The following is a 25,708-nucleotide window of genomic DNA, read 5'->3' as shown; positions in this document are numbered from 1 at the left end:
CGGCCGATTCATCGTCCTGACCGATGTGAACGCCGTCGGCGTCGAGCTCAAGAGCCAGCTCGACATCGTCATTCACGATGAAGGGAACCCCCACACGGCGGCACTGGTCTTGTAGCCGACGTGCCAGTTCAAGCCTGGGGGCGCCTGTTAACGCACCACGGCCCTTTTCTCGGAACTGGACCATGGTTGCGCCGCCGGCCAGAGCCTCCTGCACGACCCAGCCTGGTTCCGCGAGGCAATTCACGCTTCCAAGCACCAGGTACATCTGTAGATGGCGGCGCACCGTCTCTGGCAACATTCTGCTGCTCATAGAAGCATCTCCTGACGACGGCGGAAGGCCCAATGGTTGGTTGGGCCATGTCCCTGTCCAAGCTGCAAAGGTTCCTCAATCGCCGCCTGGATGAAGGCTTTACCATTCGAGATAGCCTCCGATACAGATCTTCCTTTTGCTAATTCGGCGGTGATCGCTGCCGAGAAGGTACACCCTGTTCCGTGTGTATGGACAGTCCGCACCCGCTTGCCGCCCAGTTCGGTAAAGGCGGTTCCGTCAAAGAGCAGGTCAACAATCTGTCCGCTGTTCTCGCTCTCGTCAGCATGGCCGCCCTTGATCACGACGAATTTTGGGCCCATATTGCTAATATGTCTCGCAGCCTCCCGGCGATCCTCCATCGTACGGATGTTGATCCCTGTCAGGGCTTCCGCTTCCGGGATATTCGGTGTAACAACCAGGGCCAAGGGGAGGAGGTCGTCCTGCAAAGCCTGCACCGCTTCCGATTGCAGCAGTGCTGCACCTCCCTTGGCAATCATCACGGGATCGATGACAACCTTCTCCCAGCCGAACCTTCGAATCTGCTCGCTCACAAGACGGATGATGCCCACATCAAACAGCATGCCAGTCTTCAGGGCATCTACGCCAAGGTCTGATCCTACAGCCTCGATTTGCTCCGCTGCCGCCTCTTGTTGCAGTGGATATACTCCGTGAACCCCCAAGGTGTTCTGTACGGTAACTGCCGTAATCGCCGACATGCCGTATACGCCAAGCTCCTGGAAGGTTTTGAGATCGGCCTGAATTCCGGCCCCGCCACCGCTGTCCGAACCGGCAATCGTCAGTGCTCTAGCTACACGAACGTCTGTCATCGCGTACCACCTGCTGTGGTTGTTCCAGCTTCACGAATCGATACATGCCCCTCCAGCGAGCCCGTATGCAGCTTGGCAAGCTCATCGAGAAAGGCAATCTGGAAGCTGCCGGGTCCCTGATCTGCTGTACGCGCGGCGGCTCGGGAAGCGGCTGCACCGTAAAATGCCAAGCCTGCTGTTCCTGCGAGCAGCAAATTAGGCTCAACGGCGGCAAAAGCGCCCAACACAGAGGTCAGCAGGCAGCCTGCTCCGGTTACCTTCGTAAGCAGCGCGTCTCCGCCGTTAATCACTCGTACTTCGACCCCATCGGTGATGACGTCCTCTTTTCCAGTGATGACAACGATGGTATTGAGCGCCCGCGCAGCTCGAACTGCCAGCTCGACATGACTGCTGCTCGGGCTGCCACCAGCATCGACGCCTTTAATCTCGCGGGCTTCTCCGATAAGATGGGCGACTTCGGCCGCATTGCCCCGCACCATTGAGATGTTGACTTCACTCAGGATTCGCAGTGCCGATTCGGTTCTAAAGCGAGTCGCTCCCGCACCGACCGGATCGAGCAGAACCGGAACGCCATGTGCATTCGCCGATTGTCCGGCAATGATCATGGCATCGATCAGCTCGCGGTTCAGCGTACCGATGTTTAAGACGACGGCACCTGCTATTTTGGCCATATCCGCAACTTCCTCGGGGGCATAAGCCATCACCGGGGAAGCTCCCAGCGCATATAGGCCGTTGGCTGTAAAGTTGGTGACCACCACATTGGTCATATTGTGAACGAGGGGGTTGCTGCTGTGTACCTTTGTCAGAAGCTCCGAACAATCCTTTTCCCATTTCAGCATATCGATGATCCTCTCTCATATATTAGATTTTCAATTTGCGACAAGGCTTGTAGACCGATGTAAAAGGGGTCTGGATCGGCCATTCTTCCTGCTTATAAGCCATATCCCAGAACATATATTCCAGCTGGCAGCTTAGCATAAAATGCTCAATCATCCGTTCCCGTTCGGCAGCCGTTGCACTTTCCGCCCAAGCATCCACACGGGCTTGATATTTGGCGGTTACATCTTCAACCTGGTTTCCATAGAAACAAATCCATTCATAGAAAGGGTGGGACTCGTCGGGCTTTACCTCATCCAGCAGCCTGCGACCAATCTCCAGATACGTCCATGGACACGGCAGCAGCACGGCCATGAGCTCGCCCAGACTGCCTTCATGTGCGACCGTCAGCATGTGACGGATATAATGATGAGCCGACGGAGCGAGCGGATACCCCTGCAACTCTTCATAGGTCACACCTGCGACAGCACAGAAATTTTGATGGGGATGAACCTCGCTGCGGAGGATAAAAGAGATCTGTTCATTAAATACAGCCATGTCCTCCCGGCTCGTGCATTTGGAGATCGCGATGCCGTATATCCGTATGTAGGCGTTCAAATATTCAAAGTCCTGTTTTACATAGTGAATCAGCTGTTCCCTTGTCAAACTCCCTTTAGCAATACCTCTCACAAAGGGATGCTCAAAAATCGCTTGAAAAATGCTATCCGCCTGCCGACGGAGCTCTTGTGTAAAGCTCATTTCCCCACCTCCACCAAAATGAAGAGCAGGAAGTCCCGTAAGAATACAGTTCCGGAACAACGCTAAAAAGCCGCCCCGAAAACTGGAGCGGCTTCATCATAGGTCCATGCGCAAAAAGCAAGGGACCTTATATACGAAGGCTCCACTTTCCTACGCTAGTACGAACTAGATCAGGTTCAAAGGGTCCAAGATACGTTCTTGTCTCAGCCATAAGCGGCTCCCCTAGTGGACTTCCTATTCTTTTGACTATTACTGTACATTCGTTCATACATTATGTCAAACCGTTATCCATTCGTTCTGAGGCTGTTTGTGCTTGACCTGGTTACATCAATAGCGAAATCAGCACAGGAAGTGTAACGAGAGATATGACAGCACTGATGACAAAGGAGGAGGCTGTTTCTGATTCCAGACTTTCAAAACGGGTAGCGATCATAGCAGCGACTGCTGAACCCGGGAAGGAAACGAGCAGAACCGCCTTAACGGTATCGGCAGACGACAGACCGCACAGATAGGCAATCAGCAGCATTAATAAAGGCTGCACGATGGTTTTTAACAGTGCGATGGCAAAGGCACTTACGCTAAAACTAATGTTGCGTACGCCAATGGTCACACCGACCGCGAATAAGGCAGCCCCGGACGTAATGTCTCCGATTTGATTAAGCGATTTGCTTAACAAATCTGGTGATTGGAAGCCAAATAAGGTCAAAATCACACCAACCAGCGGCACCAACGCCAGCGGTTCCTTTAAGCCGTGAAGAATGGAGTCCCAGATCAGCCTTCCGAGGGGACCATTCCGTTCCTTGTCTGAATTCCGGCTGGCTACGGTAGCTATAATGGTAGCCGCCGGGTCAAGGACGGCATTGACTACGATTCCGGTAAGTGCAATCGGAATGGCCACGGCTGAGGAGCCGTAGATGGCTCCGAGCACGGGAATACCCATAAAAGCAAAGGTCGGCTGTGCCGAGTTCAAAGCGAACATGGCGGCATCCTTCATCGACTGCTTCCTCGCAAAGCGGGACAGCAGAAGGAGAGCGACAAAAAAGCCGACAATGCCAATGAACAGAGCCAGCAGAAATGTCCATTGCTCAATGAGCGCTCTTCTGTTCGTTGTTGTAATGCCGATGAATAGATGCGCAGGCAGCGCAAATCTGGTAACGAGCGCATTCAGGGCTTTGGAGGAAGAGGCATCGAAGCTTTTGTTATGCCCCGCTAACCATCCCAAAATAATAACGAAAAAAATCGGCACCAAAATATAAAGGATATGTCCGACACTCATAGTTCGATTCTCCTTGCTTGAACTGACGTATCCTGCCTGTCTGAACAGGCATTCCCGTCCCTAATTGAAGCATTAGTGAGGGTGATGGATTGCACTTTCCACGGCTTTGACCTTCACATATTCCGGTTTCCACATCGCATCCCGAATGGCTTGCTCAACATTTGAAATGTGTGCCTGAGCTACCTGATCCTGAATCGCGGCCTTCGCCACCGCCACCGCCACCGCGAACGAGACATCACGTAATTTTCGGATATGGGGCAGCAGCGCACCGCCAGGTTCATTCGAATCTACGCCATTGGCAACGGCTTCTGCTGCGGCTGAAAACATGGCAGGGGTGATCCTTTTAGCTTTGACCACAATCGCGCCCAGGCCAAGTCCCGGGAAAACAAAGGCATTGTTCGCCTGTCCAATCTCAAATTTCGTACCGTTATAGGTGACGGGCTCAAAGGGACTTCCGGTAGCGATCAATGCTTGGCCGTCGGTCCACCGTATCAAATCCTCGGGTACCGCTTCGGCAAGGTTTGTAGGATTGGACATGGGCATGATGATCGGGCGTTCTACATGCTCGGCCATTTCCTTAATAATCTCTTCTGAAAAGGCACCCGCTACACCAGACGTTCCGATCAATAGAGTAGGCTTCACCTGACGGATAACCTCAAGCAGCGGTATTTTTCCGTCATCAGACCGTGTCCATGAGCTGACTTCTTCTTTTTTACGTACATACGGCTTCTGATAATCCAGGACATCTTCCATATCGTCCGTTAACAGCCCGCGGTAATCAAAAGCCCAAAATGGCTTGAATGAATCCTCCTCCGAAAGGCCATCCGCGATCATGGCTCCCCGAATTTGGTCAGCGTTGCCGATTCCTGCTGCTCCCGGACCGAAGACAAGTACTTTTTGCTCACGCAGCGGAATCTTGGTGACACCTACCGCCGAAAGAATCGCAGCCAGGGTTACCGCTCCTGTGCCTTGAATGTCATCGTTAAAGGTGAGAATGCTTTGACCGTATTTGCCTATAATATGGCGTGCGTTCACGCTGCCTACATCTTCCCAATGCAGAAGCGCCTTCGGAAATTGTGTTAACGTTTTGTGGATAAAAGTATCAATAAACTGGTTGTAGGCTTCTCCGCGAACCCGCTTATGGCGGTTTCCGATGTACAGCGGATCATTCAGCAGCTTTTCATTATTCGTGCCCACATCCAGTACAATCGGCAGTACCCGCCCGGGATGAATGCCTGCCGCAGCTGTGTACACAGCAAGCTTGCCAATAGCGATGTTAATTCCCCCGACACCCCAGTCACCGATGCCCAAAATACTTTCGGAATCCGTTACGACGATCAGATCCACATCTTCTCCGTTCAAACCGGAATTATAAAACGCTTGTCCAATGCCGTTCGGGTCATCTATCGACAAATATACGCCTCCGGGACGGTTGTACTCGTGACTATATTCTTGAATGGCGGTTCCTACCGTAGGTGTGTAGACCACAGGCAGCATTTCACTCAAATGGTCGGTTAGCAGGCGATAGTAGAGTACGACATTTCGATTGTGAAGGTCATTGAGCGAAGCATTTTTACGCAGCATGGTGGGCTGTGCCAAAAACTGCTGATACGCCCGTACGCTCTGTTTTTCCAGTGAAAGGACGGTTGGAGGAAGGATTCCTTCCAGCCCCAGCTCTTTGCGTTCTTCTTCTGTAAAAGCGACACCTTTGTTCAAAAGGGGGTTCGCTAGCACATCCTTCCCCCGTAATGAAGTGGATAATGAGCCGTCCCGATTGACATAAAATGCTTCCATCAAACACCCTTCTTTCTCTTCGTATTAATAATTGTTCATTAGGGTTATTCATGACGAAAAATGTCATGCTGCCCATAGTATGGACGTGCCAAATTGTTTTATTCGTCTATTGTTATATGACAAAATAACCATAAATTTTTCTGTAATTGATTACAAAGAACCAATTATTAATTTTGAAAAAATACGATGATTTCATTGTTTTTGGTTCTTATGAATCAGGTCTTAATACTCTATTTTTACAAAATATAAAAATCATTTCTATTCCCCTTATATCCTTATGTATCACGGCATGTCAGGTATTTTATGAAGAAATTATGAAGGATTTGCACGTCGATTTAACGCCTCTAAGCAAACATTTTTAATTCTTTTTCAACAAAATAGAACTATTCGGAGGAAAAGGAGAGGTTTGTGTGGGGCCTATAGCCATTTTTAGCGATCATTACAGGGCTATTGATTATCCCAATGTGATTCATTTTTACCAATCTATACAATGCAGGGACCCTGAGGCAGCTTCAGTCTATGCAGACGCATGTTGTTGCCTGATCGATTACAGGGAACCGGAGGAAGCTGTGCGGATAGCCAATCAAATTCGGAGTCAATTTCCGCAAATGCCACTGCTAGTGTTAACGGATGTAACAGCTCCATTCAGTGATCAGCATATGGTGGAGATCACCGGAATAGGCCGTTTACGCTTGCTATTTTGGCAAGCCAATGACAACGAGAAAGTGCTGTCAGAAATACAAAGCTTGCTCTACCCTGAGTATTCAGCCAAAGGTCAACATATTGCCTTCATTCTGTCTGTATATAACGAGGAGCAACGTTTTGTACACGTCGAGGCATTTGCCAAACGCCTGCAAACTTTTATTCGCAGCCATCTTGTAGAAGGCTCCATTTATCTCATTGATGATGGCAGCCACGATAGCACGAATACCTTGATTAGAGCGCTGAAGGCAACAACGGACTTGTCCGTCAACCGGATTAATCAGAATCTTAGTCCTTTGCTTCAAACCAGGGAGTTGGGGCGCAATACCCGTAAGGCAGGAACGTATCTGGAAGGAATGCGAACCATCGGTGCGGATTACTACGTATTTGTGGACGCGGACGACTCCTTTTTTATTGAGGATATTGCCAGAATGATTAACGTGGTTCGACAGGGCTACTACGATGTCGTGATTGGAACCAAGGATATGACAGCCGAAAATCGCTCTTTATTACGATCTATCGTCAGCTTCGGCAAACGCCTGGTTTCCCGCCCGTTTTTACCGACAGGTGTGGTGGATTCCCAAACAGGGCTTAAAGTCATGAGCTCTATGGCAGTGAAGCGGATGTTTCCGCATTTGAAGGAGCAGCTCGGACTGGCGCTGGATTTGGAAATGATGTTTATCGCCAAGCGACTCCAGCTTCGTGTGTTGCAACTACCCGTCAAATGTATTGACCGGGACGGGTCGCACATTGATGTCTTCAAGGATTCCATTCGTTTTCTACGTTCCATTATTGATATTTGGCGGCTGGATCGGCGGGTGAGATAACAACGTGAACAACCGCTTGCGTCCGTTGATGTTTCCTTTATTTAATGTACTGCTGAACGGATTTAATTTTTTCTTCCACATTGCAGCGAGCTGGTATCTTACCGGACAAGCTTATGGTCAGGCGAACGCGCTGCTGGCCCTCTTTGCACTGTTGTCCGTTTTGGGCTTATCGATTCAGCTATTAACCGCCAAGCTGGTCTCCAAGGGAGACCACAAGCTTCCGCTACGCAGTCTACCGCTGGGTTCTCTCTTGCTAAAAGCTCCTTTGTTACTCACTGTGCTTGCCATAGTCATTCTGGTGGTCTTTCATCCGTTGCTGCGCTCGCTATTAGGCGTCGAATCCGGCCCGTTGTTCATGCTGTATGGCTTGGTAGGGCTGCATATTCTCGTGAGCTCGTGCCGCGGAGATTTGCAGGGCAGGGAACGCATGCTGGCGCTCAATGTGAACTACTACATTGAGGTTTTAGGGAAGCTGGGCCTGTTTTTTGTTTTGGCCGCATTGGGATTAAAGCTGGAAGCCCTGCTGCTGGCAAGCTGTGGGGGAATGTTGCTGTCGCTGCTTCACGGCTGGATCGTTTCGGCTCGAGGCTTATCTTTATTTAGTAATAGTGGAGAACGTGTGCCTTCCGGGCTATGGAAATCACTAGGTCAGGATTTCACGGATAGTCTCATAACGAACTTATTTATTTTGTTCTGCATCTCCATTGACATGTTGTATGTGCAGCATTATTTCCCGGAACAGGCCAGCAGTTATGCCATTGCGCTGAAGTACAGCCAATTAGTCTATTACGTTTCGTATAGTCTGATCGCTGCATTTATTCCTAAGCTCGGTGCGCATGGTCATGACCGTCAAGCCTTGGGGAAGCTGATCGCCGTTTATGGTGGATTAATGGCTGTGGCAGCCATCTGTGTGTATGTAGGTACGACCTTTGTGTTCCCATCATCGATTCCTGTATTGTTCGGATCTTCCTATCAGTCGGCAGAAGCTTTTATTCCATGGGGAGGATGGGTGTACTGGCTGTTCTCCATCGTACTGTTCTTTGTTCATATGCATGTATTGGTGGGCAGACGCAAATCTATGTTCAGCTTGATTGCAGGAGCGGCGGCTTTACTGGCAGCCTTTCATATGGCCCACAACAAGCCTTCCGACTTTTTACTATCTGAGCTGGTGGTGTATGGCGCCATGTCTCTTTACTTTGTGGTAGATGCCTATTTCTATTTGTTCAAAATAAAGATAAGGGGAGATTCACCTCATGAATACAATACATGAACAGGACGGCAAAACCGTAGTTCTATTGCTATCCTGGCGTGACATTCGTTCACCTAAAAGTGGAGGAGCAGAAGTTTTCACCCATGAGATGCTAAAACGCTCACAGCAAGGCCGCTTTCATTTCATTCATTTTTCGCCCCAATTTGAGGGATTGCCTGAGCATGAAATCATAGACGGAATTACGTATATCCGAAAAGGAAATATATACAGCGTTATTTATTTTGCCATGCGTTATTACCGGGCTCATCGCAAGCATATTGATTATGTCATTAATCAGGCGAATACGCACCAGTTCTTTACCCGTTTTTGGGTCGAGGCATCCAAACGAATCTTTTTTATACATCAGCTAACAAGAGAGATATGGTATCAAAATGCTAGATTTCCACTAAATTTTATCGGATTTCATCTGGAGCCGTTGATGCTCAAGCTGGCCCGCAAGGATCGTACACTCACCGTTTCACCGTCTACCCGGTATGATTTGCTTAAGCTGGGCTTTCACCCGGATCGTGTTCATCTCTTGCCGGAAGGCATTGAGTTTGAACACTGGCCGCGTGAACAATTTTTAGCGAAGGAGTCCAGTCCGACCTTTATGTATGCCGGGCGCTTTGTGAAATATAAAGGGATTGATCTGGTCGTTGAAGCCTTTGGACGACTCAAGAAAAAATTCCCGCAGGCTATATTGTGGATTGTCGGAAAAACCGATAAAACGTATGTGGCAGAACAATTAGTGCCGATTATGAAACGGTATGGATTGACTTACGGAGAACCGGATGAGCAAGGACAATCCCAAGCTGATATTACCTTTTTCGGATTCGTTTCAGCAGAGCATAAGCTGGAGCTGATGAGCCGTGCCCACGCGCTTGTATTCCCATCCCTGCGTGAAGGCTGGGGCTTGACGATTACCGAAGCAGCAGCTGTTGGAACCCCCAGCATTGTCAGCAATTCACCTGGCTTGGTGGATGCGACGGATTTTGGGAAAAGCGGATATCTGTGCTTTCACGGTGACATCCGGGGTTTAGCTGAACAGATGGAAAGAGCAGCAAAGGGCGGCGAAGATTACCTGGCCATTCGTGAGCGGGCATATCAGTATGCGTTAAAATTTCATTTTGATCATACCGCAGCTGTGTTTGAGCAGTTGATGGGAGATTGGACAAAGGAGGCGGAACAGAGTGGACAAAGTGGTCATTCTCTTCTCCACATACAACAATGAGCAGACAATAGAGCCATGTTTGCGAAGCTGTATGGGGCAAAATTACAAGGACTTGCATATTGTGATTGCCGATGATGGCTCGGATGACCGGACTGTGGAGGTGATTCGTACGCTGTCGGCAGGAAGCTCAGTACCTGTCACGGTATTGGAGCTTCCCCACGGGGAGCGTGGAGTCGCGAGAGTCAAGGCAGTCGAAGAGGCAAATCGTTTGGGTGCCGAATACATACTTGTATTGGATTCCGATATGATTTTAGCTGAGCATTTGATCCAGCAGAGCATCGACTTTTTTGACGATCATCAGGACATTGGCGCCTTGGTAATTCCTGAGGAGGCGTATTCGGAGGCGGACAATTTTTTTTCCAAAGTGAAAGTCTTCGAGCGCAATGTGATTAACAACGCGGGTGAAACCTTGGGAAAACGCTCCATTGAAGCGGCACGCTTCTGGCGAATGAGCGCTTACGAATCGACAGGCGGCTTTAATGCACAGCAGATTGCTTTCGAAGAAATACAGCCGACCTTACGCTATATAGAGTCTGGCGGACTCATTCGCCGGGCGGTATTTACACGGGTATATCATGATGAAAAAAAGGTATACCTGCAAGATGTATTGCGTAAAAAAGCCTACTATTTCTCGGTGATGGATCGTACAATGTCATCCGAAGAGGGGGGCTTGCGAAAGGCACTGGAGCGCTGGTATTTCTTCCGTCCGGTGCTGTATACATGGGGGAATTTGAAAAGCTATATTCGTCACCCGCTGTTGACGGTGGGCATGCTGTGGATGTATACATGTCTGACTGTGATTGGGGTTGCCGCCGTGTTAAAGGGCGGCAACCGTCACTCAGGCGATCTCGCTAAGGCGGATAAGGCGTAAGGATGAATGGCCCACAGTCAGCGTATCCAGCGTATACAGGTCGGGATCGGAAGATTCCGACTCCCCATACGGTATATACAATGAATGCGCCGTTAACTGAATACCTTCACGGTCAGGATGACGAAGTGAGCTGCCGACAGGATATAGCTCAGCGAGCGCAGCGTGTACAGCAGTTACGACATGCTGATCATCGAGCAGCACATAAGGCCGATAAGGGGCATTCAGAATGCTGTCTATAAATACCGACAAGCCATGAGCCACATTTTGATCTGCATACTGGCTGCTTCGATTGAGCTGGGCCTGATCCAGTGCCTCATACAGTATCTTTTTCAGACTATCGTCATCCAGCTCCAGTGGTTTTGTCAGAAAGCGGAACACGCCGACTTGATTAATTGCCGATAAAATGGACTGTGTATGCAGGTGACCTGACAAAATGATCCGTACGATATGGGGATAGTCCTTCTTGATCATACGAAGGAACGTAATCCCATCCAAACCAGGCATGAGCAGATCGGATACCACTACATCAATGGGGTGCTGTTTCAGCACCTGTAATGCTTCTTTGGGTGTGTTAGCGGTATGTAAGGTGAATGTTTCTTGCATTAATGTCCGTTCTAGCAGGGACAGAACCATAGGGCTGTCGTCAACAAATAGAATGTTTTGGGGTGTCATAGCAACTGCGCAACTCCATTCATGAAGTAAGAAATGAGGAACTACATGTATAATATCAGCGTTTTGGCATTTTTGAAAGATGTCAATGCAGAACGGGCGTTGCGTATTTTTTGTGAACGGTTCGATTCGGCTGAACATGCGCTCTGGGAAAAAGGCATGCGTCTGCTTCATCAGTACCATGCTGTGCGACATACGGGTGTAACCCTGACCGTCTCCAGTGCACTTCAGCACATGGATAATCGTCATGATATTTATGTGGTTGATCTTCGGGAGTATGGCGAAGAAGAGCTGGATGGCTTATATATCGCAAAAACATGCGAGTTGATTTTGCTGACGGACGAAGCACCGGAAACCGCTGCGAGGTTTGCCGCACTCCAGCGCCGGACTCCCCGGCTGCTGTGTGCACGGCTACCGCTGGTCAGCTATGAGCTGGAATGCCTGATGCAGGCTATTCTGGGCCGTCTTGAACAAAATGGAGGGGACAGGGAAGCATGAAGCAATGGGCTTTATTGAAACCGGGTTGGCAAAAGCTGATCCTGTACCTGATCGTTCTGTGCGTGACTGTGTTCTTGGCTGCCGTGCTTCAATGGTTTGTCATACGGCAATTCAGCAGTCACTTGGCAGAAATTCAAAATGATCAGCTCCAGCATGAGGTGCAGGAGATGTCCGCCAGTATAACCGAGCGTTATACTGCATGGCAGGCTGAACTGAAGGAGCTGTCGTCCAGTCTGGGCAGAGATATGCTGAATCAGGGAAAACGCCAATACCCCGAGGGGTTTAAGCGGGAAACCGGGTCCTTTTATGTGCTGGATGAACAGTATCATGTCATTGCCGGGCAAGACAATCGTGAGATGAAAAGCGCGGTTCAACAGGTTAAATGGCTGCAAAATGGCTGTGCCATAAGCCCCTTTGTGACAGAGGATCATCAGCCTGCCCAGTATATGGTATGCAGGATTCAAGGGGCGCAGATGGGCGGCTTCATGGTGCGTACGGTTGATGCTGATATGCTTAGTGGAATTATTAAAAGTAAACCGGTCAATCAGCACGAGGTTTTGTTTTATAATAATCAATTTAAGGTTGTAGCCTCCCGCAATACATCGGATATCAATCGAACGGATATTACGAACGCAACCCGCAGGCTATTGGAGGGCAATACAGGCGTCGTTGAAGATGGCGGAGAGAAACATGGAATAGGGTTCAGCCGCATCGGGGAAGAGGCGCTTTACATATCGGTTGAAGATGCCGGTCAGGACATTGCAGAGCGCATCAGTTCTTTTCGCAAAAAGTTGTTGATGGTCATGGCTCTCATATTGCTTATGCTGTGGGCCATGCTCATACAGTTCCGCAAACGGATTGTGAAGGATGCCATCGTCAATAGTCAGGTGCGTGACCAGCGGCGGGATGAGGATATGCGACAGCAGCAGGACACCTATTATTTACCGTTAATGCAGACGATTGAGCAGCGGCTGCAGGAGCTGCAAGGGCAGACTGCCCGTCTGACAGGCGGTGATGATTTGAAGCTGCTGGGCTTCTATCATGATCTGGCCAACCGCTTTGAAGCGGCTTCCAGCCAGGGAAAAGGAGCATCTCATGAGGAGCTGGAGTACTTCCGGGAGTTGAATGAGAACTTCATCCAGGGCCGTCTCAGACAGGAGTCCTCACTGGGAGAGCTGCTGACGGGAGTACGTACTCTGCGCGATGAGCTGGAAGAAAAGATGCATGACAATAGTGGAATTAGCTTCACAGATATGAATGAGGTATTGTCCGAGTCGCTGAAATGGGCGAACCGTTCATTGAACATGAAGAACATTCAAGTCGTCTTGCGGCAAGAGCCTGTTCCATCGATTGCAGCACAAGCGCCGATGCTGTACAAAACAATTCAGGGGCTGCTGGAAAATGCGGTACAGGCCATGGGTCAAGGTGGGGAGCCGGTAGAGAATCAGGAGCGAGGCCGAACAGGGTTTCGATCCAAGCGCAAGTCTCACATGCTCAAGGTGAGTTCACGGCTTGAAGAAGGAGAAATTATTATTCTTATTGAAGACACGGGCGGCGGGATTGATGATAAAATGCGCTGGAGCTATTTCCAGCCGGATTATTCCCAAAGCTCGCAGGAGCATACGTTCAGCCTGTATCATATGGATGCATACCTGAAGACGATAGGCGGTCGTTTAAAGCTGCGTAATACGGATCAAGGCTTGCAGGCCATTGTTCAATTGAGAAGATAGCCCAAAAATAAACGACAGATCAACAAGAAATTCAAGAGAGGGGGCTAAGCATGAAAAAATGGGTATTTCGCTATCGCTATGATATGGCGGCAATGATGTTGATGCTGATGGCCATTGTTACATATCTTGCTCCCATTTATGGACCAGGGCAAATTGTGTTTAGCGACATTGCCTTTGGAGCCACCTCTCATCGATATCTGGAAGAAATAACAGGGGTATGGAACGAACGCTGGTCTACCTCGACCTTGTTCAATGCTCCACGTATCCTGTATATTTTGCCTTTCTATGTACTTTCACTGTTATTTGACGAGAGCGGGCCGGTCTTGCTGAAATCTTTTATCACGGGTCTGTTATTTATTTCGGCGTTCTCGATGTATGCCTTTGCCAAACGGCTGGTCAGTGTGTATTATTCACCGAGCTTTACGAAAACCCGTATTTTCGCTATTACGGCTGGCTCGCTGTTTTATGCGCTGAATCCATGGGTTATTTTCCGAATACAGCATATTTATTTGCTCTGTGGATATAGTTTGTTTCCGTTAATGCTGAGATTCTTTTTCAGTGCGATTGATCCCAAATTTCAAATTCAACAAATTAAGAACTATCATCCGCATAAGCTGTATCAGCGGAATTGGATCGACCTGTTCCTGCTGGCTGCGGTATTCACCGTTAGTGCCGCGGCCATTCATTATTTTTTCTTCGGCATGATTTATTTGGGCTTGTTCACCATGCTGCTATTGATCAAGCTGACCTGGACCCACCGTAAGGCTGGTCGCACCTATCTACAGCCGTTATACGGCAATTTTTTGCGTAAAGGGATTATTTTTGGCGTATTTTTTGGACTACTCAGCTTTTATTGGTTGTCCCTGTATGTCGGCAGCATGCTGATGGGCGCTCAAGCGTCTCAGCATAATATCAACGTCGTGGATACGTTGTCTCTGTTTAGCCGTAATAGCAGTTTAACTAATGTGGGTTATTTATTGAGCTATTGGTGGCCTATGTTTTCCTTTTCCTCACTGCCTGTCTTATTTTATGTCGGAGGAGGATTTTTGCTGCTATTGATCGGTTATGCGATGGTAACCCGTTCACATAAAAATCCGATCATTCTGATTTTTTCATTGCTTACGGTGATGTTTCTGGTTGCAGCTACCGGGACGACGTTTCCATCCATTGCCAAGTGGTTTGTCATTTTGGTTACGAAGACTCCTGTGATTGGCTCGGTTTTCCGTGATCCTAACAAATTTATTGGTCTGCTCTCTCTTAATTTTGGGGTGTTGCTGACCTTTGGTGTGATTCAGTTTATGGAGTGGTTCGGATCGTCGCCATTGCAGCGTGCATATAAAAAGCTGGCATTGGTTATCGTCGTTTTGTGTCTAGGGGTATATTTTGCTCCCCTGCGTACTCAGTTCATTGAGGGATATTACAAGCCGGTTCAAGTGCCATCGGATTATGCCCAAATGGCTGAAAAGCTGACAGATCCGAATCGTTTTGACAGCAAGGCCTTGTACTTTCCCATTGCCGACAATATGATTCAAAGCTATAACGGAGTGGCCACGCCCAAATGGAATAAAGGGAAGACTGCAACCGAGAAGGCGACTGGAGATTTCCAGGTATATTCTTCTCCCAAAAATACCATCTTCCATCATGAGGGAAATGACCCGGGGATTACGTACTATTTGAATTTTCTGCAATATGTTATGGACAATGGGCTGAGCTCCCGGTTAGGGTCGCTGTTCTCTACCTTCGGCGTGAACCAGTTGGTCTATCATGATGAATATGTGGGACAGGAGAAGCGGCAGGATTTTCATCTTTCCCAGTTGGAAGGTCAGACTGGATTGAAGCGTACCTATAAAAACGGGCTCTTTTCCATATTTAATCTGGATCAGGCACCGCCTTATATGAACATTCTGGCTAGTAAAATTGTGACACCTTACGGGTTTAGCCGATTGGAGAGCTACAGTCATCTGCCTGGCTTTGATTTTAGTCGCTTCGGGGTGCTGTTTAGTACGTTAAAGCCTGAGCTGAACACGATTCAGACGGTCAACAAGGGGGATTATGTGGAAGCGGCCTCCTTTAATGATTTGCTGTTGTCTCAGCTTTCGGCAGCGGATTACTTGAAGCCTTTTGATGCGATTGAGGACGGCAATGCCTTTTTGAAATGGTCCAAAACCTTTGCCTCGACCAACGAATGGCTGTGGTATTTATCCTCCCAAAATATACGGAACTTTCCGTTTGATATGGAAATGGATGCAGGGATTGCAGTCACCTTTGCCAGTAAGAAGCTGGATGTGGCCCCTTATCAGATGAGCAGCATCGAAGGGAAAACAGTCGTGGATTTTGACTCTATGCTGAAGACGGAAACCTTTTTCAAGGCGGATAATCCGCAGCTGTTCAGTGTACAGGCTAATCCCCGTGAGGAACTGAATGATGTACCTACTCTGCATGGTGAGATTATGAAGGGGGACCCGAGTAATATATGGCAGGTCGCCAGATCCGGGCTGCTGGAAGCCAAGGAAAATAATCCGTATCAGTTCCAAATTACCGTTTCCGGGCGCGGGACGAACAAAATGCATGTAAAAATGAGGTTTTACGATAAGCAAATGCGTGAGCTGGGGGTTAGCTATGTTGTGGCGCCTTCAGAGGGATATAATTTTGACGGTGTAAAATTTTACGGGGAATACGTGTCTCCGCCTGGAAGCTATTGGATGCGAATGGATTTGCTAACCCTGCAACGTCCACAGCAAAAAAACTACTGGTGGATTCATGATATCCAGCTACGTGATTTGGGGCAATACAGCAAGCCCAACTCGTTTACAATGCATAAAAAGCTGGATCAACCGCAAGCCTCGAAAGTGTATGCCAGAGTGTTTATGAATAAGGCAGGCGGGAAATTGCAAGTCACACTGCCGGACAGAGTGGTTAACATAAAGACCCAGGATGAGGGCTTGAACCAATTCCAATGGGTCGATCTGGGAGAGCATGCCTTCCCCAAAGGAGATACTCCGATTACGGTTACTAACCTGCAGGGCTTTAATGCGGTCAATCAATTTGCCATTGTACCTATAGACCAGTTGGATAAGCTGGTTTTTCCGGTTGAGCAGGCGTTGAAGCGGGGCAAGCTTTTTTTCACCTTGGAGGCAGAAAACGATTTTAACATTAAAGGGAATGTGCAGACGGAGCGTGCCCTGCCACGGCTCAGTATGGGACGGGGAATCAGCTTTCAGAAAGGTTCATTGAGCAGGGATGTGGAAATTGCCAAAGCAGGCACTTATTCCACCGCTATTCTGGCTGATTTACCCTCCGGATATCATGGGGCGCTGACAATGAAATGGACGAATCAAGAGACCGGAGAGGTACTGACAAGAACGGTTCGTACAGGTGAGGTGTATAAGCGGTTGCCCACCACCTCTTTATCCGAAAATCAGGTTATTGAAACGTTGCCGAATCAGGATGGTTTCTCCAAGCAAATTATTCATGTCCCTGGTCTCCTGAAGGATTATGGACGGGTAGAATTCAGAAATCTGTTCTTACCCAAGGGAAAGTACCGCTTAACACTTGTACTGGACAGCCAGGTGCCGTCATTGAGCAGTTTTGAAGATATTCATCGGATGGCTGGACAGGAAGTGACAGTGATGCCTGAGGAGGACACCACGGAGTCCTTAAGCACCGCTGCGGTAGGCTGTGTAGCGGATATTCGGCCCGGCCAGACGAATCTGTCTTTGTCAGGCGAGGGGCTATCCATTCGTTATGCCCCAAGCTATTCCTGTGACTGGAATATTTATGCGTCCCGGAAAATGAAGGCTGAGCCACTGCAGGAGTATGCGGTACAGTTGGATGCGCGGTCAGAGCAAATTGGAAGTCGGCATATGAAGGTCATTTTCTTGAATAAAGCCTCTCAAATTCTCCAAACCTCATATATTGACGAGGTCGAGGAGAGAGATAAGGAGCAATGGAATCATTATGATCAGATTGTGAAGGCTCCGGCAGGAACCGCCTTTATGCAGTTTCAGATTTTGGCACATTCGCATAAGAAGCAGTCAGGCTTGTTTCAAATGAAGAACTATTCCATCATTCCTTATCGAGCGATGATTACAGTGGATCAATTCACGTTGTTTGAGGGAACAGATATGGATACCTTTTTTATAGCACCATATGCTTCGGAAAGCATTCAGGCTACTCGTGAAAATTCCATGGAACGCAGCTTTACGCTATATAACCCATCGCATCAGCAGGTGCTGATCCGGGAGACCGAGTCACCCAACCCGCTATGGGAGTTTAGGCTGGGAAACGAAAATCAGCGTGCTCGTCTTTCTGTGAATGGCGTGACTACCGGATTCATTACGAGTGGCAACGGAAAGGGGAAAGTTATCGTTATTCTGGCTTCCGCCTATCGTTTCGGCTGGGTACTGTTCTCCATCGGGATACTCGGTGGAGCAGCTTGTTTTCTTCCTTATCGGCGATGGAAAAAGCGAAAGCTTCCATAAGAAGCAAGCTGCTCAGGGGGGAACTGGTAGCATGATACGGCTACATCTCGTATTTGTAGCCTCTGCCCCAGACAGTGCGGATATGCTGAGGATTTTTAGGGTCACGTTCTATTTTTTTGCGAAGGCTGGAAATATGTACGTCGATGGTACGATCCAGATAAGCGCCATCTCCGCCTTTGATCCGATCCATCAGCTCGCTGCGGGTAAAGACTTTTCCTGGATTGGAGGACATCTCTTTTATAATGGAAAATTCGATTTGAGTAACTTCAATTTCCTGGTCATCGACTAACAGGCTATGACGGTAATCATTCACCCAAACTCTTACCTTTTTAATCTTTGGGGTTACCGTTTGCGCTTCAGTGGGCATGTTGCTGCCACTGCGGCGCAGCAGGGCTTTGATGCGGGCATTCAACTCTCTCAGACTGAAGGGCTGGCATAAAAAGTCATCCGCTCCGTCATCCAGAGCCTTTATCCTAATATTCAACAAGGTGTTATTAGAGATGACTAGCATAGGAACCGTTGTAAATTGACGGATTTGGCCGATCAGTCCACATTCGACCTTACCGGAAAACATCAGATCGGTCACAATGATATCAGGCTTAAAACGCATAAGTGTAGGAATGGCAAGTTTACAATCATAGATAATCTCGGTGAGATAACCTTCCTCCTGAAGATGTAAAGCAATCATATCTGCCAAACTTTTTTGATCTTCAATGATAAATATTTTTATGGGCATAACTCACATCTCCTGTATAGACAATAGCGTTGCATAAGTATGTATTTTTCACAATAATACATACTTATGTATTCGGCAGAAATGCGAAAAACGAACAGTCTTAATTAGAAGAAAAAAATTTAATTTAGAGAAAGAAGGTTGCGTCTTTGCGAATGATCTTATTATCCGGGGGTTCGGGTAAACGTCTTTGGCCCTTATCCAATGTGAACCGTCCCAAGCAGTTTCTTTCCATTCTGCGTCATGACGAACGGCCCGAAAGCATGCTGCAACGAATATGGCGGCAGTTAGATGAAGCGAATTTGGCTGATGAGGCCTATTTTTCAACAAGTGGGACTCAGGCCGAGCTGATTCGGGGGCAAATTGGCGAAGATGCAGTGGTCATAGAGGAACCGACTCAGAGGGATACCTTCCCGGCCATTTCACTGGCTACAGCCTACTTGCATGACGTTGCAGGTGCCTCACGCGATGAAATCGTAGGCGTCATGCCGGTGGACGGATATGCGGGAGATGAATTTTTTGAGCATCTGCGCAGACTTCCTTCTATCTTAGAGCAGTCGGGGAGTGATATCGCACTGATGGGAGCGGCTCCGACCGAGCCCTCAGATAAATACGGGTACATTGTGCCTTCGTCATCCCCTTCGTTTGACCAGCCATTTTATAGAGTTAGCTCATTTGTAGAAAAGCCTGATCTCATCCGTTCGGAAGCGTTGATCCGTGAAGGAGCTTTATGGAATTGCGGGGTGTTTGCTTTCAGGCTAGGTTTTTTGTTGGATATACTTGAGCAAAAGGGTTTGCCAGCAGACTATAAATCTCTTTCGACAAATTATGCAGACTTGCCCAAAACCAGCTTTGATATTGCGGTAGTAGAACATACACGCAAGCTCTCCGTGCTTCCGTACCATGGAGAGTGGAGGGATTTGGGAACCTGGGATTCGTTGGTGCGGGAAATGAGCTCAGAGCTGAGCGGCCCCGGCTATATTTCAGAAGCTTCACATGACTCGCATATTATCAATGAACTGGAGATTCCGGTCAGCATCTGGAATGTTCCGGGCATTATCGTCGTTGCCGGGCCGGATGGCGTGTTGGTTACGGATCGACAATCTTCTACAGGCATTAAGGATATGGTGGCCGAAATTGAAATCGGTCCGCGCTTTGAAGAGCGCTTCTGGGGAAAGCAAACCGTGTTATCCCATCAACAGTCAGCAAGTGGTTTGCAGACAGTGACCAAACGAGTCGTTATTTCGGCTGGAAGATTTATCAGCTATCATGAGCATCAGTTCCGTAAAGAAGTTTGGACCATCGTCTCAGGCACCGGAAGCGTGTGTATCAATGGCGTGACACAGACAGTCAGCCCTGGTGAGGTTATCGTCGTAGAGCCCGGTGCGAAGCATTTTATAGGCGCAATAGAGGGAGATCTGGAATTTATCGAGTCACAAATCGGGCATATCGTATCAGAAACGGATATTAGCCGATATGAATTTCCCGACCCGCTGGACACTCATTCCCTATAGAGTGCTTACAATATAAGACTTGGATGTAGATGAACGAGGTATGAGAGGGGAGTACAGGAGGGGCCAGGACCTATTTTTTGTGAGTGGATGATTTGTATGCTTTCCCCAGAAAAAGGTATCCATGCGCTAGGCGCGTGAATACCTTTTTTTGCATGAACAGCTTGTTCGTATATCGTAATGCGTAACGAAGCACGAGGCTTATTGAATAAGCTTTTTGGAAATCAGCCACTCTTTTACGGCATCCGTACTGAGGTCTCTTTCAGGTGTCCATTCTATTTTATCAACCAGCTTGCCCTGTCTGAATTCTGCAATCGTAGGAGTGTATTTAACGTTGTAATCCGCTTTGAATTTATTCCATTGGGGTTTGTCCTTATGAATTTTATGAACGTTCAAAAATGTAATTTTCGAGCCCAGATTGTATTCCTCGATCATTTTATTAAATTTCGGCTCAAAGCGGTTGCAGTCACCGCAGCTGGGTCTGCCGACATAGATGAACACACTTTGATCCTGCTGGATCAGTTTCTTGAAACCATCCATAGTAACCGCATTCAAATAGTCATATATTTCGGGATAATTGCTTTTGCTCGCTTGAATCTCTTTGTCTTTCTGTTGAATCACTTGCTCCAGGCCCTGAAATTTGAATACGGCAGAAATCGCAATAGCAATAAGAAGCAATACAATGACACTTAATCCGGCGATATATGCTTTTTTCACAGAAATCCTCCTTTTTTTACAATCTAACGCATAGTATAAATGATATTTCCATTTTTGACTGTAACACTTGTCTCACTATGTAAGAAAAAAAGGGATTATGTCGCAAAAGCAAAAAAAATGGCTGTTTGGGGCAGCTCTCGTTTTTTTAGTAGGATCGACCTGGGAACTGGAGGTGAACGCTCCGCGAACTGACCGTTGTTCCAATCGCTGTTGTACCCGGATTTTTCTATTCCCCTTAGCGGTGAAAATCCGGGTACAAAGGCGAACGCTAACGCTTTTCCACAATCGTTCCGTCCTCTCCGCTGCTTTAAGCGGAAAAAGTTCTGTACATTCCTTCTAAATCAAAAACGAAAAACAGCGATTCTCCAACCAGAGAATCGCTGTTTTGCAGTCTTGTTATGATTTTTAAAATAACAAGGAGCGTCTATTTCGTAGAAAATTCCACTTAGGGTACAACCCCTTTTGTTAGACTACCACAGTCAACAAGTAATCTTCGCGTTTTACTTCAGATTCCATCGTGGTCAGTACATCCAGATATTGTGCAGAATTGGTTACAATAACTGGTGTAGCTGTTGGATAGCCCGCAGCTTTAATTTGCTCGATATCAAATTCCAGCAGCAGCTGTCCTTGCTTCACCACATCGCCTTCTTTTACGCGCTTGTCAAAAAATTGCCCTTTCAGCTTCACTGTATTGACACCCACATGGATCAAAATTTCTGCTCCGTCATTGGATGTAATACCGATAGCATGTCCGGTTGGGAATACCGTCGTAATCGTTCCGTTTACAGGAGATGTCAGTACACCTTCTGTCGGGTCAATCAGAATTCCTTTCCCCATGGCCCCTGAGGCAAAAGCAACATCAGAGGATTGATCCAAAGGCAATACTTTACCTTGCAAAGGACTTACGATAATTTCCTTCTCGATTGCAGCTTCTTTTTTCTCTGGTGCTGTTGCTGTCTTGGCTGTTTCTTCTTTTGGATCATCAAAGCCCAAGATCATAACCAGCAAGGCTGCAAGCCCAAAGGCAACGAGCAAGCCGATGACAAGCCACAAGAAACCAGTTCCAAAATAAGTAGGCAAAGCCAGCAAACTAGGCAGGGAGAAGGATTTTGCAGTCGCTCCGCCAGAAGCGATAATAGCCCCCCCAATACCGCCGGAAATACAAGCATAGATAAATGGCTTTTTCAATTTCAATGTTACGCCATAAATGGTTGGTTCTGTAATCCCAAAAACAGCCGCCAGCGTGGAGGAGCCTGCCAAAGCCTTCATTTGCGTGTTGCGGGATTTCAGGAATACCCCCAATGTTGCACCAGCTTGAGAAAGTACGGCTGCTGTAAGCATCGGAAGCATCGTATCATAACCCAATGTTGAAATATTAGACAGCATAATAGGAACGAAGCCCCAATGCACACCGAAAATAACAAATACTTGCCAGAACGCCCCGGCAACCGCACCAGCGATCAATGGGCTTAAATTGTATACCCATGTAAAACCGCTTGCCAAGCCTTGGCTGACCAGGTTCCCTACGGGACCAAAGGCCAAAAACGTCAATGGAACAACGACCAACAGTGAAAGCATCGGTACGATGATGTTTTTAACCGATTGATGAACAAAGGAATTAAACCAGCGTTCCACATAAGATTGCACCCACACCGCCAGAATAATGGGAATGACGCTGGAGCTGTATTTAATCAGAATGATTGGAATGCCGAGAAAAGCCAGTTTGGCCGGATTGTCCACCGCTGTAATAACAGCCGGATAGACGAGTGCTCCGGCAACTGCGACCGATACAAAGGCATTTGTTTTAAATTTACGGGACGATGTAATAGCTAGAAATACGGGCAAGAAATAAAATACGCTGTCCGAAGCTGCGTTTAGGATCAGATACGTACCGCTTTTATCATTAATCCAATGGAGTGACAGAATTAATGCCAGAATCCCTTTGAGCAAACCTGCTCCGGCAAGAGCGCCCAAGAGAGGAGAGAAAATGCTGGAAATGATATCAACCGCTTTACCGAGAAAATTCGTTTTTTCGGAAGATTCTTCCTTTTTCGCATTTGGATTTTCCGCATCCTGCAAATTGGTTTCTGCCATCATGTGTTCAAATACTTGACCTACATTGTTGCCGATAACAACCTGGAATTGACCGCTGCTTTCCACTACCGTAATAACACCTGGCGTTGCTTCCAGTGCAGCTTTATCCGCTTTGGTACGATCTTTTAGCTTAAATCTCAAGCGTGTAGCACAATGGAATACCGAATTGACATTCTCTTCGCCACCAACGAGGGTCACTATTTCTTTAGATAGCTCTTTATCGCTCATGTTCAGAACTCCTTATGGGTTATTCTTTGCTATGGATAGGACTTTCTGTTTACCTCATGTTGCTAAGATGCGCCGGCGTGCATCCTTTTAACCTTGTAAACAAGAAAAACCTAAACTCGTGGTGAAAACAAACGCACCCTCTCTTATAGAGGAACGTTGATTTCACCATCAGTTTAGGTTTTGCCTGCCTTACCAGTCACAATCCATGAACGATGAAGGTATGAAGTTTTTAGTCTGTTATATTATTTCGTTCCGTCACACGATGAATATGAATGGTCAAATATACATATTCATCCTTGCTTAAATATTGATCGTATGTTTTTTCCAGGTACTCATTGATCTTTTGGGCACAGGCAAAGGCTTCGGTATACGTCTGCTTCACCTGGTTGTACAAAAATTCCTCGCCACTGTGAATGACCTCCTTGCGGATGACCCGCATCGCAAAATATTGCAGGTGTGTCAAAAATCTGGAGTAGCTAAAAGAAGACTCATCCAGCACAATGCCGTAATGGTACGTGATAATGTTCAATATATGCTGAACGATCTCGGTCATTTTCAGTGTAGACTTCATTTCGTTACCGTCGATCCGTGCATTCACCATATGCAATGCGATAAATCCCGCTTCATCTTCGCCCAGCTTGACTCCAAGCGTATTTTCGATTTTTTGCAGCGCGTCCAGCCCAACTGCAAATTCTTTTTTGTAGAAGCGTTTGATTTCATACAGCATCGCGTTTTGGAGCGCCAGTCCTTTTTCCTGCCGTTGTACGGCAAAATGAATATGATCAGTCAGCGTCAAATAAATATTGTCGCTTAATTCCGTATCCAGCACTTCCGCTGCATGCTTTACGATTTCATTCACGACCTCCAGATGAGATACGGGAATATCGTTTAGCAGCTCGGTAAGTTTGGCCGTGAACTCGTTTTCATTTAACATGAAAATCTTATCTATTTTATCATCATCGACGTGGTCGCCAGCCACCTTTTTGAAGGAAATGCCTCTTCCCATCACGATGACCTCTTTGCCTTTATCATTTTTAGTCAACAGGACGTTGTTATTGAGCACCTTCTCAATAATCATTGAAGTTCCCCCTTCCATCCTTTACCAATAAAAAATGCCCAAGCACAATTCAATACTATTGTTAGCAATAGCACTCAATTGAACTCAGGCATTGCCCGCATCACCGGTCACAATCCTTCGATATAGTGCTATTGTAGCACAAAAAAAAGCGATTTCAACATATTTTATTCTCTTTCGACAAAAAATATTTCACATCAAGGTCGTTTTGCCTAATTTACAAGTAACGTTACCTATGTAGTTGTACGTTCAATCAGGCTGTATTCCAGCGAATGAAGCTCCATTTGGCGGCCGATTAACTGAGGCGATAGCATAAAAAAGGCATTTTGCGCCTGACCCATAATGGGATTTTGAACGGTTGTAATTCCCATCGTATGCGCCAGCTCAGTGTTATCAAACCCAATAATTGCCAGATCTTCAGGAACACTAAGCGACTGTCTGCGTGCTTCACAGAGAATGCCAACTGCCACATAATCGTTAGCACACAAAATAGCCTCTGGGAACTCATCCCGACGTTGCAGCAAATCACGAACGACCTGTTCGCCGTCACGGATATTATAGATGGAGGAATGATTCCAATGTTGCAAAATAGGGAGGTTATGCTCACTCATGATATGCTCATAGGCTCGTTGTCTGCTTTGGGTATTGATGCTGCTCGGGCGGCCAAAGGCATTGGCTATTCGAGTATAGCCTTTTTGAATCAGATGCTGTAGCGCCAGCATGTATCCTTCATACTGATCCATAGCGACGGAGTGAATATCGGTATGCTCCATCCGTTGCCATGACACGATCGGGCCATATTTGCAGTAGGTGCTTAACAAATCGGTATCATTCACACAGGAAATGATGACCAGCGCATCGACTCTTTTTCTTTTCAAATCCTCAAAGGCCTGAAGCTCTTTCTTTTTATCTTCTCCAGAGGTATAAATGATGGTTTGAAAGCTGTACTGGCCCGCAATTTCTACAAAGCTATCCAGAAAGGCCAGAACAATCTCATTAATGGTTGAAGTAATAATGCCAATTTGTAGCGTTTGACCCTTGGATAAGGAAATGGCATTCCGATTGGGGACGTAATCCATCTCTTGCATGATTTTCAAAATTTTTGTTCTAGTTTCGTGACTGACATGAGGTGACTGGTTTAACACTCTGGATACTGTAGCTTTGGAAAAGCCCGCCAGTTTGGCAATTTGATCAAGATTCGACATGATGCTTCTCCTCACATAAGAAAAAATACTTGACATGAAACGCGTTACAAAGATTAGTATGCTAATGAGGGCATTACGTCTATTTTAAAGCATCTTTAAGTGTAT

Annotated in this window: 19 protein-coding genes, 1 pseudogene and 1 riboswitch; of the genes and pseudogenes, 8 read left to right on the top strand and 12 right to left on the bottom strand. The window is 47.3% G+C overall.

The genetic code is table 11. The features are described from left to right. The 6 genes and pseudogenes from WG8_RS28760 to WG8_RS18575 all read right to left on the bottom strand — a co-directional run. Positions 1-244 (bottom strand): annotated as a pseudogene (locus WG8_RS28760) (thiamine phosphate synthase); the annotation flags it as partial. Positions 245-306: 62 nt separating this feature from the next. Then, positions 307-1,137 carry a bifunctional hydroxymethylpyrimidine kinase/phosphomethylpyrimidine kinase gene (gene thiD, locus WG8_RS18595; protein WP_007431768.1) on the bottom strand — a complete coding sequence of 277 codons (831 nt, stop codon included), beginning with the start codon at positions 1,135-1,137 and terminating at the stop codon, positions 307-309. Next, entirely contained in the window at positions 1,134-1,976 is an 843-nt protein-coding gene (gene thiM, locus WG8_RS18590; protein ID WP_007431767.1) for a hydroxyethylthiazole kinase, read from the bottom strand. Before thiM ends, thiD begins: the two co-directional genes overlap by 4 nt. 22 nt (positions 1,977-1,998) lie before the next feature. Beyond that, a complete protein-coding gene (gene tenA / locus WG8_RS18585; RefSeq protein WP_007431766.1) occupies positions 1,999-2,712 on the bottom strand; it encodes a thiaminase II in 714 nt (237 codons plus the stop codon). A gap of 130 nt (positions 2,713-2,842) precedes the next feature. Next, a riboswitch (TPP riboswitch) is annotated at positions 2,843-2,946 on the bottom strand. An 88-nt stretch (positions 2,947-3,034) separates the two neighbouring features. After that, positions 3,035-3,988: an AEC family transporter gene (locus WG8_RS18580; protein ID WP_007431765.1), complete on the bottom strand. Its 954-nt coding sequence runs from the start codon at positions 3,986-3,988 to the stop codon at positions 3,035-3,037. A 72-nt stretch (positions 3,989-4,060) separates the two neighbouring features. Continuing rightward, entirely contained in the window at positions 4,061-5,782 is a 1,722-nt protein-coding gene (locus WG8_RS18575) for an NAD-dependent malic enzyme (protein ID WP_007431764.1), read from the bottom strand. A gap of 410 nt (positions 5,783-6,192) precedes the next feature. On the opposite strand from WG8_RS18575, the gene WG8_RS18570 reads away from it, so the two are divergent. The 4 genes from WG8_RS18570 to WG8_RS18555 are packed head-to-tail and all read left to right on the top strand — an operon-like array spanning position 6,193 to position 10,662. Continuing rightward, positions 6,193-7,311: a glycosyltransferase gene (locus WG8_RS18570; RefSeq protein ID WP_007431763.1), complete on the top strand. Its 1,119-nt coding sequence runs from the start codon at positions 6,193-6,195 to the stop codon at positions 7,309-7,311. 4 nt (positions 7,312-7,315) lie between these two features. After that, complete coding sequence (locus WG8_RS18565) at positions 7,316-8,581, top strand: hypothetical protein (RefSeq protein WP_007431762.1); 1,266 nt, start codon at positions 7,316-7,318, stop codon at positions 8,579-8,581. Beyond that, a complete protein-coding gene (locus WG8_RS18560; RefSeq protein ID WP_007431761.1) occupies positions 8,565-9,791 on the top strand; it encodes a glycosyltransferase family 4 protein in 1,227 nt (408 codons plus the stop codon). The genes WG8_RS18565 and WG8_RS18560 overlap by 17 nt, the downstream gene beginning before the upstream one ends. Beyond that, the gene (locus WG8_RS18555) at positions 9,751-10,662 is read left to right on the top strand and encodes a glycosyltransferase family A protein (protein ID WP_007431760.1); all 912 of its coding nucleotides are present in this window, start codon (positions 9,751-9,753) and stop codon (positions 10,660-10,662) included. The genes WG8_RS18560 and WG8_RS18555 overlap by 41 nt, the downstream gene beginning before the upstream one ends. On the opposite strand, the gene WG8_RS18550 is transcribed toward WG8_RS18555, so the two are convergent. After that, the gene (locus WG8_RS18550; RefSeq protein ID WP_007431759.1) at positions 10,630-11,334 is read right to left on the bottom strand and encodes a response regulator; all 705 of its coding nucleotides are present in this window, start codon (positions 11,332-11,334) and stop codon (positions 10,630-10,632) included. The two genes, WG8_RS18555 and WG8_RS18550, sit on opposite strands and share 33 nt — an antisense overlap. A 45-nt stretch (positions 11,335-11,379) precedes the next feature. On the opposite strand from WG8_RS18550, the gene WG8_RS18545 reads away from it, so the two are divergent. The 3 genes from WG8_RS18545 to WG8_RS18535 are packed head-to-tail and all read left to right on the top strand — an operon-like array spanning position 11,380 to position 18,040. Next, the gene (locus tag WG8_RS18545) at positions 11,380-11,829 is read left to right on the top strand and encodes a hypothetical protein (protein WP_007431758.1); all 450 of its coding nucleotides are present in this window, start codon (positions 11,380-11,382) and stop codon (positions 11,827-11,829) included. Beyond that, positions 11,826-13,559 carry an ATP-binding protein gene (locus WG8_RS18540; protein WP_007431757.1) on the top strand — a complete coding sequence of 578 codons (1,734 nt, stop codon included), beginning with the start codon at positions 11,826-11,828 and terminating at the stop codon, positions 13,557-13,559. The genes WG8_RS18545 and WG8_RS18540 overlap by 4 nt, the downstream gene beginning before the upstream one ends. A 50-nt stretch (positions 13,560-13,609) precedes the next feature. Beyond that, positions 13,610-18,040 carry a hypothetical protein gene (locus WG8_RS18535; protein WP_007431756.1) on the top strand — a complete coding sequence of 1,477 codons (4,431 nt, stop codon included), beginning with the start codon at positions 13,610-13,612 and terminating at the stop codon, positions 18,038-18,040. A gap of 40 nt (positions 18,041-18,080) precedes the next feature. On the opposite strand, the gene WG8_RS18530 is transcribed toward WG8_RS18535, so the two are convergent. Then, on the bottom strand, positions 18,081-18,776 hold the full coding sequence (locus tag WG8_RS18530; protein WP_007431755.1) for a response regulator transcription factor: 696 nt from the start codon (positions 18,774-18,776) through the stop codon (positions 18,081-18,083). A 152-nt stretch (positions 18,777-18,928) separates the two neighbouring features. Between WG8_RS18530 and WG8_RS18525 the strand changes: the two genes are divergently transcribed. Next, a complete protein-coding gene (locus WG8_RS18525; RefSeq protein ID WP_007431754.1) occupies positions 18,929-20,287 on the top strand; it encodes a sugar phosphate nucleotidyltransferase in 1,359 nt (452 codons plus the stop codon). Positions 20,288-20,485: 198 nt separating this feature from the next. On the opposite strand, the gene WG8_RS18520 is transcribed toward WG8_RS18525, so the two are convergent. The 4 genes from WG8_RS18520 to WG8_RS18505 form a co-directional block, all read right to left on the bottom strand. Beyond that, the gene (locus WG8_RS18520; RefSeq protein WP_007431753.1) at positions 20,486-21,001 is read right to left on the bottom strand and encodes a thioredoxin family protein; all 516 of its coding nucleotides are present in this window, start codon (positions 20,999-21,001) and stop codon (positions 20,486-20,488) included. Between the two features lie 465 nt (positions 21,002-21,466). Then, positions 21,467-23,323 carry a beta-glucoside-specific PTS transporter subunit IIABC gene (locus WG8_RS18515; RefSeq protein WP_007431752.1) on the bottom strand — a complete coding sequence of 619 codons (1,857 nt, stop codon included), beginning with the start codon at positions 23,321-23,323 and terminating at the stop codon, positions 21,467-21,469. Positions 23,324-23,552: 229 nt separating this feature from the next. Beyond that, the gene (gene licT, locus WG8_RS18510) at positions 23,553-24,401 is read right to left on the bottom strand and encodes a BglG family transcription antiterminator LicT (protein WP_007431751.1); all 849 of its coding nucleotides are present in this window, start codon (positions 24,399-24,401) and stop codon (positions 23,553-23,555) included. A 230-nt stretch (positions 24,402-24,631) separates the two neighbouring features. Next, positions 24,632-25,603, bottom strand: a complete 972-nt coding sequence (locus WG8_RS18505) for a LacI family DNA-binding transcriptional regulator (RefSeq protein WP_007431750.1) — start codon at positions 25,601-25,603, stop codon at positions 24,632-24,634. Between the last annotated feature and the right edge of the window lie 105 nt (positions 25,604-25,708).

This window comes from Paenibacillus sp. Aloe-11 (genome assembly GCF_000245715.1).
Taxonomy (GTDB): Bacteria; Bacillota; Bacilli; order Paenibacillales; family Paenibacillaceae; genus Paenibacillus; species Paenibacillus kribbensis.
Note: the sequence above shows the minus strand (reverse complement) of the source record. Positions and strands in the feature narration are given on the sequence as shown.

Bases quoted from the DNA above. Each gene is read 5' to 3' on its own strand.
- thiD (WP_007431768.1), bottom strand. From the start codon at position 1,137: ATGACAGACGTTCGTGTAGCTAGAGCACTGACGATTGCCGGTTCGGAC.
- thiM (WP_007431767.1), bottom strand. From the start codon at position 1,976: ATGCTGAAATGGGAAAAGGATTGTTCGGAGCTTCTGACAAAGGTACAC.
- tenA (WP_007431766.1), bottom strand. From the start codon at position 2,712: ATGAGCTTTACACAAGAGCTCCGTCGGCAGGCGGATAGCATTTTTCAA.
- WG8_RS18580 (WP_007431765.1), bottom strand. From the start codon at position 3,988: ATGAGTGTCGGACATATCCTTTATATTTTGGTGCCGATTTTTTTCGTT.
- WG8_RS18575 (WP_007431764.1), bottom strand. From the start codon at position 5,782: ATGGAAGCATTTTATGTCAATCGGGACGGCTCATTATCCACTTCATTA.
- WG8_RS18560 (WP_007431761.1), top strand. From the start codon at position 8,565: ATGAATACAATACATGAACAGGACGGCAAAACCGTAGTTCTATTGCTA.
- WG8_RS18550 (WP_007431759.1), bottom strand. From the start codon at position 11,334: ATGACACCCCAAAACATTCTATTTGTTGACGACAGCCCTATGGTTCTG.
- WG8_RS18545 (WP_007431758.1), top strand. From the start codon at position 11,380: ATGTATAATATCAGCGTTTTGGCATTTTTGAAAGATGTCAATGCAGAA.
- WG8_RS18540 (WP_007431757.1), top strand. From the start codon at position 11,826: ATGAAGCAATGGGCTTTATTGAAACCGGGTTGGCAAAAGCTGATCCTG.
- WG8_RS18535 (WP_007431756.1), top strand. From the start codon at position 13,610: ATGAAAAAATGGGTATTTCGCTATCGCTATGATATGGCGGCAATGATG.
- WG8_RS18530 (WP_007431755.1), bottom strand. From the start codon at position 18,776: ATGCCCATAAAAATATTTATCATTGAAGATCAAAAAAGTTTGGCAGAT.
- WG8_RS18525 (WP_007431754.1), top strand. From the start codon at position 18,929: ATGATCTTATTATCCGGGGGTTCGGGTAAACGTCTTTGGCCCTTATCC.
- WG8_RS18515 (WP_007431752.1), bottom strand. From the start codon at position 23,323: ATGAGCGATAAAGAGCTATCTAAAGAAATAGTGACCCTCGTTGGTGGC.
- licT (WP_007431751.1), bottom strand. From the start codon at position 24,401: ATGATTATTGAGAAGGTGCTCAATAACAACGTCCTGTTGACTAAAAAT.
- WG8_RS18505 (WP_007431750.1), bottom strand. From the start codon at position 25,603: ATGTCGAATCTTGATCAAATTGCCAAACTGGCGGGCTTTTCCAAAGCT.